Below are 12244 nucleotides of genomic sequence, written 5' to 3' on the forward strand. Positions count from 1 at the left end.
TTCTACTCCGATAGCTATTTTGTTATTGTTCCTGGCACATGTACCATTCTAATTCCCTGGTCTGCTGATAGTCGTGCCATAGTTACTTGCGATAAACTTGTATTGGGATTATTCCATAAAATTTGCGCCTTAGCGCCATTGCGTGAGCATTAATTGTAATAAGTTCAGCATCTGGAGAAGAAGAACAGATGGACTTCGACTTCGCTCAGTCTGACATTACCATTTGGCGTTAGTGCCGCAGCGATAGCTAGACTAATACTGTTTCAACTTCTAGGCAAGCTGGACAGCCGCAATCCAATTAAACCCCAACGTTCACGTCAAGAAAACGGATTTGAGAAAAAAATAGCGCTCTCTGCGAGAAACTCTGCGTTCACTGCGGTTAAGAAAAAATGACAAAAAAAAGCGGCCTGAGCCGCTTTCTTTATTTTATGATGATATCCTGTGGCATTCTTACTTGAACACCTTCGTAGGATTTCAGTTTTTCTACTTGCTGATAAAGCTTATAGTTTTCACCTAATTGACTTTTTAGAATTCTAACTTGAACGTTGTTTCCTAGGTCCTCCATGATCGTTTCGAACCAAGGTTTTTTGGTAGGATAATAAACTACTCGATAATCTTCGCCAGCGCCAATTCTTGCAGCGGCTATTTCGATAGTGGTATTTAGTCCACCTAAGACATCGACCAAGCCTCTTTCTTTAGCTTGATTTCCTGTCCAAACTCTACCTGATGCAACTTCTTTTACGGCTTCAGCAGACATACCTCTTCCTTCTGCTACTCTCGAAATGAATACATCGTAGCCATCTTCCACAGTGTTTTGTATGATATTTCTCTCCACATCTGTCATCGGTCGGGTTGGATTCATAAAGTCAGATAGCTCACCTGTTTTCACCACATCTACAGTGATTCCTAGTTTGTCGTTTAGCAATTCCTGAGCGTTAAACATCATTCCGAAGATACCAATTGAACCAGTGATAGTATTGGGCTGCGCAACGATCGTGTCAGCTGGAGCTGCGATGTAATAACCTCCGGAAGCTGCTACTTCGCCCATGGATACATAAAGAGGCTTAGCCTTTTTTGCTTCAGCCATCTCTCTCCAGATCACCTCTGAGGCAACTACTGAGCCTCCAGGAGAATTCACACGAAGGACGATTGCTTTGATATTATCATCTTTACGCGCATCTCGGATTTCTTTTGCAAACTTCTCTGAGCTGATCACGCCGTCTGCTTTTCCACCTACAATCTCACCTTCTGCGATAATTACTGCGATTCTATTCTTGGAAGTGATGTTCTTGGACTTAGCTGTTTTATTTAAGTCCGTTACGTTGATTGTTGTGATATCATCATCCTCATCTACGCCTAACTTTTCTTTCAGCTTGGATAGAACTTGATCAAAATAGAGTAAGTCAGTTGCCAAACCATAAGTTACTGCATCTTGAGGCTTGCGAACTAACATCAGATCATTGATTTTCTTCAGGCTGTCATATGCAATTCCTCTTGATTCAGAGACGCCATGTAGCGCAAATTGATTCATATCGTCCAGAAATGACTGGGTTTGAAGTCTTGCTTCAGGGCTGTTTTTTTCCAAGATAAATGGCTCAACTGCAGATTTGAATTCTCCCACACGGAAGATTTCAGGTTTCACGCCTACTTTTTCGAAAAGACCTTTGAAGAAAATCCCTTCGGAAGAAAAACCGTTGAAGTCGATTCCACCAAGTGGGTTCAAGTAGATTTCATCTGCTACTGAGGCTATGTAATAACCACCTTCTGTATAAGCTTCATCATAAGCAATGATAAATTTGCCCGAAGTTTTGAAGTCAACTAGAGCCTCTCGAAGCTCAAGCAAACTCGCTTGGCCGGCAAAAACAAGTCCAGTGTTTAGGTAAATACCCTTGATTTTATCATTGGTTTTGGCTTGTTCAATGGCTTTTTTAAGGTTGATCAAGCCAGCTGTCATGTCTTGTCCAAATGGATTTCCAAAAATGGAAAGGTCCAGATCATCATCGGAGGTCCGCTCCACGATAGTTCTGCCATTTAAGTCTAGATGCAAAACTGTATTTTCTTTTACAGTAACTTCATCTCCTCCACTTGATGAGGCTACAATGCCGATCAAGCCGAGCATAAGCAGCACACCAAGAATGCTGAAAACAAAAAGACCGACGATCACCGCCAGTACATTTCCTAAGAATTTCATAAGCTAAATTATTTGAGGTTCCAAAATAACCTAATTTGAAGCATGATTACAAAAGCAATTATATACTGACAATGTTTGAAAAAGTAGTTTTAATAGTTGGGGGGAATAAAGGAGATAGAATGAAACTCTTGAATGCGGCTGTCGAAGCTGTTTCGAAGTTCGGTAAATTGACGCTTAAGTCTACCGTGTATGAGACAGAAGCATGGGGTGGAGTGGCTAAGGGGGCGTTTATGAATCAGGTTATTGAAATAAGAACAGCTTATTCTCCTGTTGAACTTTTAGCATTTACCCAACAAATCGAAATAGATTTGGGGAGAAAACGAGAGGAGCATTGGGGTGATCGTACCATGGATATTGATATTATTTTTTATGGGGATCAAATAATAGATACTGCTACACTTCAGATTCCACATCCTTTCTTATCTGAGCGGCGATTTGTTCTGGTACCATTGGCAGAGATTCTTCCAGATTTTATTCATCCTGTTTTCGGGAAAAGTAGTTTGCAGATGCTGGAAGAATGTGATGATAAGAGTGAAGTGAGAGAGTTTAAAGTTTTGTAAGTGGTGAGAAGTGTATGTGGTGAAACGTGAAAGGTAAGATGTAGAAGATTTGTAAATTGTGAGAAGTGAAATGTGAAAAAAAAAGCTTGGCTAAAGTCTTCAGACTTTGAACCAAGCTTTTTCTATAAATTCTTTTATCCCTTCCACGAAACCTAAATGATCTCAGCTTTTAAAAGACACAAATCTTTAGTGTTAAAGACCTGAGACCTCAGCTTCAGGATGGATTTTTTTGACTAAGCCTTGGAGTACTTTTCCAGGTCCGCATTCTACAAACTCTATAGCTCCATCCGCCACCATGTTTTGGACAGATTGAGTCCATTTCACGGGAGCTGTAAGCTGCGCGATTAGATTTGCTTTGATCTCAGCTATGTCGGTAACAGCTGTAGTACTTACGTTTTGATAAATAGGGCAGCTAGGGGTGTGGAATGTAGTAGCTTCTATAGCCTTCTGCAATTTCTCGCGGGCCGGCTCCATCAAAGGTGAGTGGAATGCACCACCTACCGGAAGAGGCAAGGCACGCTTGGCGCCGGCTTCTTTCATCTTTTCGCAAGCTAGCTCGATTCCTTTATTTGATCCAGAGATCACCAACTGACCTGGGCAATTATAGTTTGCTGGCACTACCACTTCTTCAGTGAATGTCGCGCAGATTTCTTCTACTTTTTCATCTGAAAGACCTAAGATCGCAGCCATGGTAGATGGGTTGATTTCGCAGGCTTCCTGCATGGCAAGCGCTCGTTGATAGACTAGATCTAATCCATCTTCAAAAGATAGTGTACCATTGGCCACTAAAGCTGACAGTTCTCCTAAAGAATGACCTGATACCATATCTGGAGCGAAATCAGGAGTAGTTTTAGCTAAAATCACGGAATGAAGAAAGACCGCAGGCTGTGTCACATTCGTTTGTTTCAGTTCCTCTGCAGTTCCTCCAAACATAATGTCAGTGATACGGAAACCTAAGATCTCGTTTGCTCGCTCAAATAATTCTTTTGCGGCAGGATTCTCTTCATAAAGTGCTTTACCCATTCCTGGGAATTGGGCGCCTTGGCCCGGGAAAACAAATGCCTTCATTAAGTAGTGTTTTTTGTTCGAGGTAAATATACTGCTTTTCCTAAAGTAGGTCCGCAATTTTAAGTTCAAGACAAGAGGTTGATGCCTGTTTGAGCGATTGTTTCTGAAGAAAGAAATTTCTCTTTTTCGGCTGGACTGGGGAGTCTGCAGGTGCTTTTCTTGCCAAACCACCTATAGCGATTACTCCCGATCCAATTGTAAATGGAGTCTCTAAGGAATTTAGGAAGCAATATAAGTGGATATAAGGCAGGCCAAAATCCAGATAGTTTTCTGGCAATTTTGAGAGCAGCAGTGCTTTTGTAATAGATTTGTCCCTTTTCCAAAAGGACAAGGGAGTCTAAATAATCTTCTCGCACCTTATACTTGGCAAGAATTTCTATACTTAAATCCTCTTGTAAAGCTCCCACTAAGAAGTGATCCATCGTGTCTCGTTGGATGACGAAATCAATGGAAGCATTACAGAGGTTGCAAACCCCATCAAAGAAAATGATGGATTTGGTTAAAGTCATTTAAGGAGTTGAATTGTTCCTTTAAGTGGCTGATTCTGATTTGCTGTGTCGAGTACGTCAAACACTACATTTCCTGAGTAAAAGTAAGTGCCAGCGGGTAGCTCGTTGCCATTTTTGTCATTTCCATTCCATCTGATGAAAACGTCATTTTCGGAAGATTCTAAGCTATTGTAAGTGAAGACTTCCACTCCCCAACGATTTACAATCAAGATGTCAACTCCAACGACAAACCGAGGACACTGTGTGAAAGGATTGTCAAAAGCCATGAACGTATCATTCGTACCGTCACCATTTGGAGTAAAGGCATTTGGTAGGATGTAGCTCGGGCAATTCTCCACGCACACCACATTACTTGGTTCAGATTCGTTTCCAGATCTATCTACAGCCGTGATGTAATAGCAACCGCGGTAGATGGCTAGATTACGAATGGTAGTAGAAAGATTGAGAGAGGAGATAGTGGCAATCAATTCGAAAGGGCTGTCCTCGCCTTTGGAAGTGAAGTACAACTTATAGGAACTGAGTTCATCGTCACACTCTCCGGAAAAATCAGGAGTCCAACTAAGCTGATGCTCGTAAGTGGAATTATTACATGGAAGTTCTGCCAGATAGCTAGAACATTCAGGGCCATCAAAAGAGAGAACTGGAGGGCATGGTAGCCTGTTGTCATCCGGTTTGGCACAAATAATTTGAGATTTGTTTTCCAAAGGATAAACCAAGCCCACCACATTGTAAGATCCTTTTGTAATCACGTAGTAACAGTATTCTATCTCTTTTTCTAATGGAACGCCATTGAAACTTCCATCATCTAGGAATTTAAATCCTGCTGTGGTCACATCTACTTCGGCGATTTTTACAAATGTACCTTCGTCCAAAGCCGCGGCATCGGTTCTATTTCTATAAACTTCATGCTTGTATTGACTGACAGCGTTGTTCCAAGGCACTACAAATTCCCAATTCACCTCGATTGCCTGATTGATAATGGTAGGCTCTATCCACACAGAAGAAGCTTTAGAGGAGGTGTCAACCTTCGTATTTCTATCAAGCAACACAACTTCATAATTGTACACGGTAGTTTCTGTGTTTAAACCCTTGTCCGTAAAGAGCGTGTCTGAAGTGACACCTAGTGAGACTAATCCGGTATTGCCAGTAAATCCAGTACTTCTGAGCAATTCATAGGTATATGGCCCGGGGAATTGAACCTTGTCAATATCATAAGGAGGGGTCCATTTCACGAAAATCTCACCAGCAGCAGGATCTGTAGCTTCCACACTTACATTAGTGATGATAGGTACATCTACGTCTATAGTTATGCAAATCTCCTGAGAAACTATGCTTTCTCCTAGTCTAGGAACCGGGTAGGCGGCAACCAATCTGTAGCAATAGGTATTACCAGGAGCTAGTCCATCTCCACCATTCTGATCGAGGAAATTTATTGTTTGCATTGTTGTTGTTCCAATCAATTCATATCCTGCACGAATACCAGTTTCACAACTGTCTGGGAGATAAGGGTCAGAATTGATTCTTCTCCAGATTTGCATTTCGCTTGCGGAGTTGGCGCATACATAAGGATCCCAGTTGAGTTCCACCACTCGTCCAGGCATTTGTTCTATTTCATCGAAGACAGGCGGTGGGCCTACTACTTTTATACGCCAAGTCTTAATATCTACTAAGGAAGGTCCGGAGCTAGGTTGATCTGAAATTCTTACCCGAACTTCATATTCTCTTGCTCGCACATGATTACAGACTGTCTGCCAATCGAAGTTCACGATACCTGGAGTAGGCTGGTAAGTGCTTTTTGGTGAATAGTTAGCAGGAGAGGTGGTTATTTCTATAGGCTCTCCGAAGACTTCAATTTTGATAGGGTCACCATCTGGGTCTTGACCTTGGATGATTTCTTCTATTTTAGTGCCTGCTACCACACAAAGATCTGGGGGCAATATCAACTCGGGTCTTCTGTTATTCGAGTTTTCAATAATAATTTGCATATCTCGGACCACATAGCCTATGAGCACCCATTTCCCATCCAGCTTCCGATATTCATTGATTCTAAAGGCTACATTGAATTGCCCTGCGGTTCCGGGGGCATCCCAAATGAGATCCCCATTAATTGGATCCAAGGTCAAAAATGCTGGAGTGCTACCATCTTCTTGTTTGAAACTGAATTCTGGAGAAGCAGGGCTTCTAAAGTTATTAACTGGACGTTGGAACTGCTGCTTAGGGATGTCCATAGAATAAGCTAAACTATCGCCATCTGGATCATAAGCACCTGGATTATGAATGTATCTGACGTTTACTGCACCATTGTCTACTGGCGGGATTGTCAGAACAGGAGAGTTATTTACTCCTATAAAAGGGTCAATTGTAATAGTGGTTTCTACATAAAATGGCGTGTCCACTGAATTATCCATATTCAGTGTTCTATCATTTCGGTTAAATTCCTGAAATCTAATGGTGTAAGTTCCCGGTCCTTGGAAGGTGTGCTCAATGACAAAAATATTTTTCTCAATTTGGTTTCCCAAGTTTATAACAGTGCTAAACTCACTCTCTGTGTTCAGTCCATCGACAATTCTTCCATCTCCAAAATTAATTACTCCGGGACCAAAAATGACATTTGATCTCGTATCGGTATATCCTACAACTGTGATCTTATAAGTCAAATTCTGTACAGAAACCCGCTCAGCGATGATTTCTCCTGCTCTAATGTGTGTTGCCCAAGTTTCAGAAATCCCGGCTATCAGGAAGATAAGAAAAAGTCCAAGGGTGATTTTAAGCTTCATATTGGTCAAGTTCATTTTTGGAGAGAAATAGAATGTACGAATTTATCCTCTTTTAAGGTTTTAGCAATCATCCTTTTCCTATACGAATTAAATGGAAGTAAGTAGAAAAACACGTTATAATCAAACATTAAATCTGCTACTCAAGTTATTCATGCATCAAAAACTCTTGTTAATAAAGACTATTTAGAACTTATTAAAATAAGAGAAGTGTTTTTGAATGGATTGTTTGCTAGTTGTTCCAAATGTAAATTTGGCACTATTAATCAATGATTTCGTTTTAAATCTAATCGCAAAAATTGTATGAGCTGGGTTACAAAAACCTTGAGTAGCACAATAGGCAGGAAATTGATCATGGCGTTGACCGGGCTTTTCCTGATTCTATTTTTGACAGGTCACGTTGCAGGTAACTTGCAATTGTTTAACAATGATGGGGGAGAGGCATTTAATATCTATGCACATTTCATGACTACCAACCCTGCTGTAAAACTCCTTTCTTACCTGACTTACATTTCGATCATCGGGCACGTGATCTTTTCTATTTGGCTTACCAAAAGAAATAAAGCTGCTCGCCCTATCGGATATGGCGTATCTACTCCGCCTTCTACGACTGTATCTTCCCGCAACATGGGTATCTTAGGTACATTCATTTTGATCTTCATCGTGGTGCACATGCAGACTTTCTGGTATCAGATGCATTGGGGAGAGATTCCTTTCGTGACGTATGATGGCGTAGAATACAAGGATTTGTTCAGCGTTGTCGCATTTACTTTTCAAAATGTATTTATGGTGATAGGCTATGTGATAGCGATGGTTTTATTGGCATTTCACCTGTCCCATGGATTTGCAAGCGCATTCCAGACGCTAGGTTTGAATCACGCGAAATACTCTCCAGCCATTGTGTTAATCGGGAAAATCTATTGCATAGTAGTGTCGATTCTATTCGCAAGCATGCCAGTTTACATCTATTTCACACAGAGCTAATCAGTCCCTCATGATACTAGATTCAAAATCCCCAATTGGCCCCTTAGCCGAAAAGTGGACTAAACATAAATTCAACAGTAAGCTGGTAAACCCGGCGAACAAAAGAAAATACGAAGTGATCGTAGTGGGTACTGGCCTTGCCGGTGCATCTGCTGCTGCTTCACTTGCAGAGTTAGGCTACAAAGTGAAAGCATTTTGCTTCCAAGATAGCCCGCGTCGTGCGCACTCTATTGCTGCGCAAGGTGGGATCAACGCTGCGAAAAATTACCAAAATGACGGTGACTCGGTTTACAGACTTTTCTACGATACCATCAAAGGTGGAGATTATCGTTCCCGAGAATCCAATGTTTACCGTCTTGCAGAAGTTTCTGTAAATATCATTGATCAGTGCGTGGCGCAGGGTGTTCCTTTCGCCAGAGAATATGGTGGATTACTTGCCAACCGTTCATTCGGTGGAGCGCAAGTTTCCAGGACTTTCTACGCTAGGGGTCAAACAGGACAGCAGTTGCTTTTAGGAGCTTATTCAGCTTTGAGCCGTCAGGTAGCCAATGGTAAAGTGAAACTTTATCCACGTACTGAAATGATGGACGTCGTGACTATCGACGGTCATGCAAGAGGTATCGTGACCAGAAATCTTATTACTGGTAAAATTGAAACTCACGCTGCACACGCAGTATTATTGTGTACTGGTGGTTACGGAAACGTATTTTTCCTCTCTACCAATGCGATGGGATCGAATGTGACTGCAGCTTGGAGAGCGCATAAGAAAGGTGCTTACTTCTCCAATCCTTGCTACACGCAGATTCACCCAACTTGTATTCCGGTGTCAGGAGATCATCAGTCTAAGTTAACCTTGATGTCTGAGTCATTGAGAAATGACGGTAGAGTTTGGGTGCCAAAGACTGTGGAAATAGCGCAAAGACTTCGTAAAGGCGAAATCAAGGCAAAAGATATTAAGGATGAGGATAGAGATTATTACTTGGAGCGGAAGTATCCTTCTTTTGGTAACTTGGTTCCTCGTGACGTAGCTTCTAGAAATGCGAAAGACGTTTGTGACGAAGGTCGAGGCGTGAATGAAACTGGTCAAGCTGTTTTTCTTGATTTCCGCGATGCAATCAATCGCGACAGCGAAGATGCTATTCGTGCGAGATATGGCAACTTGTTTGACATGTATCAGCAGATCACAGGTGAGAATCCTTATCAATCTCCAATGAAAATATATCCAGCCGTTCACTACACAATGGGTGGACTTTGGGTAGATTACAATTTGATGACTACTGTTCCTGGACTTTATTCTCTTGGAGAGGCTAACTTCTCAGATCATGGAGCGAACAGGTTAGGAGCTTCTGCTTTGATGCAAGGTTTGGCCGATGGATACTTTGTAATCCCTTATACAATGGGAGATTATTTGGCTGAAATAGGACCTGCTCCTGTAGATCCAAATCATCCTGAATTTGCGAAAGCAGAAAAAGGAGTAAAAGATGCTATTCAAAAGCTGCTAAGCATCAATGGTACTAAAACGGTAGATCACTTCCATAAAGCTTTGGGACATATCATGTGGGAATACTGTGGTATGGCTAGAAATGCTGAGGGCTTAACCAAAGCTAAAGGCCTAATCCAGACGTTGAGAAAAGAATTCTGGAGTGATGTGAAGGTGCTTGGTGCAAACGAAGAATTAAATCAAACACTGGAGAAAGCAAGTAGAGTTGCCGATTTCTTGGAATTGGGAGAGTTGATGGTGGACGATGCGCTGAACAGATCTGAGTCATGCGGTGGACACTTTAGACTAGAGTCTCAGACTCCAGACGGAGAAGCGCTCAGAGATGATGAGAACTTCGCTTATGCTGCAGCGTGGGAGTTTATGGCAGAGAATGCGCCGGAGACATTGCACAAAGAGCCACTCGTATTTGAGAATGTGAAGCTGACTCAAAGATCTTACAAATAAATTCAAGACTTTAATTCATAACTATTTATGAAATCGAGCATGTCAAAAACGACACACAGAGTTAAGTTTGTTCACCGTGCGAGATTCCATGTGGCCATTGAAAAAAAAATATAAACACATGAAACTGACATTAAAAATTTGGAGACAGAAAAACGCCAGCGATAAAGGCGGTTTTGTTACCTATCCAATAGATGGTATTTCCGCTGACATGTCATTCCTAGAGATGATGGATGTCTTGAATGAGGAATTAGCTATAAAAGGACAAGATCCTGTGCACTTTGATCACGATTGCCGCGAAGGTATTTGTGGTATGTGCTCACTCTATATCAACGGCCATCCACATGGTCCACAGCAGACTACTACTTGTCAACTTCACATGCGTTCATTCTCTGATGGAGATACTATTACGATAGAGCCATGGAGAGCTAAGGCCTTTCCGGTGATGAAAGATTTGGTGGTGGATCGCGGTGCTTTTGACAGAATCATCCAAGCTGGCGGATACGTGAATGTGAATACAGGTGGCGTACCAGATGCAAATGAGATTCCTATACCTAAGAGAGTTGCTGATGAAGCATTTGATTCGGCTACTTGTATAGGTTGTGGAGCGTGTGTAGCAGCATGTAAAAATGCTTCCGCTATGCTATTCACCTCTGCGAAAATCTCTCAGCTGGCAATGCTTCCGCAGGGTCAGGTAGAAAGAATGTCCAGAGCAGAGAAAATGGTTGCCCAGATGGATGATGAAGGCTTCGGAGCATGTACCAACACCGGTGCTTGCGAAGCAGAATGTCCAAAAGGAATCAGCCTAACAAACATCGCTCGAATGAACAGAGAATATTACTCTGCTTCTCTAAAGAGCGAGAATGTTTAATTGAATTACGAATTTATAAAGAATGAAAAAGCCGACGAGAGTCGGCTTTTTTTGGTTTTAATTGACTTGAGTGGACATTTTTATTGCGTATATCTGCCCTATAAGAAGATATACGCAACTGTTGAGTTTGCGAATTGTAAACCAATATTCGGGAAGTATTCTGAAAAATTTTAGGGTAGTGCGGTTGAAATCCTATCAAATGGATAGGCGATTTAGTTATTCAGGGATTGAAAATGGATTTCTGAAAAAAAATTTCGCCTTATTTAGGAAATCGAAATGACAGTAGGCCTATTAAGTTTATTAGTTCCTGAGTCATGAGGATATATGAAAAGTATGCGCAACTGGTTGCGTATAGCGATACGTTAGCACCAATATTAAAAAGACGACACACTATGATAAGAAAAATTCTTACAACATTTTTAGTTTTTATCTCTTTGACAGTTTGGGCACAGAAAAAAATTGAAAACAAACTAACTGACGAACATCAAAACATTAAGGGGACGAAAGTTAGTATAATTCCACCGAAGGGATTTACGGGCGGACTTAATTTTCTTGGACTTCAGCAAACAGAAAGCGGTTCTAGTATTATGATTTTGGACATTCCTGGACCTTACTCTGAAACTTCCAAAGGAATTACCAAAGAAAATATGCTAAGTAAAGGAGTTGAAATGAAGAAAATTGAAACCTTGACAATAAATGGGCTTCCAGCTATTTTCGCAACAGGGATACAAAATGCTTATGGAAACATTTACACAAAATTCATCATAGTATTTGGGACAGACAATGAAACGATAATGATAAACGGAGTTTATCCCGAAAACTTGAAAAAAGTTGGCGATGAAATCAAAAAATCTATGTTGACAGTTTTTTATGAACCTGACAAAAAAATCAATCCATTTGAAGCTCTTGATTATTCAATAGACATTTCTGAAACTAAATTGAAATTTGGAAAAAGTATGTCAAACTCTTTAATCTTTTCTGTTGACGGACAAGTTCCAACAGCGTCAAGCGACAAAACAAACTTGATAGTTGCAAAGTCGTTTTCTCAAATCACGGCAGAAGACAAAAAACTGTTTTGCATTAACAGACTAAAACAAACACCTATTGAAATAGAGAATATAGAATATACAAACGAAATTACAATAGATGGAATTTCAGGTTACGAGATTTACGCAAAAGGAAAGAATAAAAAGTCGAGTGAAACAGAAAATATTTATCAAGCAATTTTATTCAGCGACAAGCTTTATTACATAATTTTCGCGACGACAAATGACGAAACTGATAAAAGCATTGATGAAATTAAAAAAGCTGTAATAACATTCAAACGAAAATAAATACTGGTGCT

General features: G+C 40.9%; 9 protein-coding genes. 5 read left to right on the forward strand and 4 right to left on the reverse strand.

What is annotated here, in order from left to right:
• Window positions 1–421: 421 nt before the first annotated feature.
• Entirely contained in the window at window positions 422–2191 is a 1770-nt protein-coding gene (gene sppA / locus BVH02_RS18170; RefSeq protein ID WP_086502894.1) for a signal peptide peptidase SppA, read from the reverse strand.
• Between the two features lie 71 nt (window positions 2192–2262).
• Between sppA and folK the strand changes: the two genes are divergently transcribed.
• Complete coding sequence (gene folK / locus BVH02_RS18175; protein ID WP_086502895.1) at window positions 2263–2751, forward strand: 2-amino-4-hydroxy-6-hydroxymethyldihydropteridine diphosphokinase; 489 nt, start codon at window positions 2263–2265, stop codon at window positions 2749–2751.
• A 192-nt stretch (window positions 2752–2943) separates the two neighbouring features.
• Here the strand turns inward: folK and fabD are convergent, their stop codons facing one another.
• The 3 genes from fabD to BVH02_RS18190 all read right to left on the reverse strand — a co-directional run bounded on the left by fabD (window position 2944) and on the right by BVH02_RS18190 (window position 7105).
• Complete coding sequence (fabD, locus tag BVH02_RS18180) at window positions 2944–3819, reverse strand: ACP S-malonyltransferase (RefSeq protein WP_086502896.1); 876 nt, start codon at window positions 3817–3819, stop codon at window positions 2944–2946.
• Between the two features lie 65 nt (window positions 3820–3884).
• A complete protein-coding gene (locus BVH02_RS18185; protein WP_086502897.1) occupies window positions 3885–4328 on the reverse strand; it encodes a thiol-disulfide oxidoreductase DCC family protein in 444 nt (147 codons plus the stop codon).
• Window positions 4325–7105 carry a T9SS type B sorting domain-containing protein gene (locus BVH02_RS18190; RefSeq protein WP_086502905.1) on the reverse strand — a complete coding sequence of 927 codons (2781 nt, stop codon included), beginning with the start codon at window positions 7103–7105 and terminating at the stop codon, window positions 4325–4327. The genes BVH02_RS18185 and BVH02_RS18190 overlap by 4 nt, the downstream gene beginning before the upstream one ends.
• Before the next feature lie 300 nt (window positions 7106–7405).
• Between BVH02_RS18190 and BVH02_RS18195 the strand changes: the two genes are divergently transcribed.
• The 4 genes from BVH02_RS18195 (at window position 7406) to BVH02_RS18210 (ending at window position 12233) form a co-directional block, all read left to right on the forward strand.
• Window positions 7406–8086: a succinate dehydrogenase cytochrome b subunit gene (locus BVH02_RS18195; protein ID WP_086502898.1), complete on the forward strand. Its 681-nt coding sequence runs from the start codon at window positions 7406–7408 to the stop codon at window positions 8084–8086.
• Window positions 8087–8096: 10 nt separating this feature from the next.
• The gene (locus BVH02_RS18200; protein WP_086502899.1) at window positions 8097–10031 is read left to right on the forward strand and encodes a fumarate reductase/succinate dehydrogenase flavoprotein subunit; all 1935 of its coding nucleotides are present in this window, start codon (window positions 8097–8099) and stop codon (window positions 10029–10031) included.
• A 118-nt stretch (window positions 10032–10149) separates the two neighbouring features.
• Window positions 10150–10899: a succinate dehydrogenase/fumarate reductase iron-sulfur subunit gene (locus BVH02_RS18205; RefSeq protein ID WP_086502906.1), complete on the forward strand. Its 750-nt coding sequence runs from the start codon at window positions 10150–10152 to the stop codon at window positions 10897–10899.
• Window positions 10900–11213: 314 nt separating this feature from the next.
• Window positions 11214–12233: a hypothetical protein gene (locus BVH02_RS18210; protein WP_143244245.1), complete on the forward strand. Its 1020-nt coding sequence runs from the start codon at window positions 11214–11216 to the stop codon at window positions 12231–12233.
• Window positions 12234–12244 lie beyond the last annotated feature (11 nt).

The organism is Algoriphagus ratkowskyi (assembly GCF_002150505.1).
GTDB classification, from domain to species: Bacteria; Bacteroidota; Bacteroidia; order Cytophagales; family Cyclobacteriaceae; genus Algoriphagus; species Algoriphagus ratkowskyi.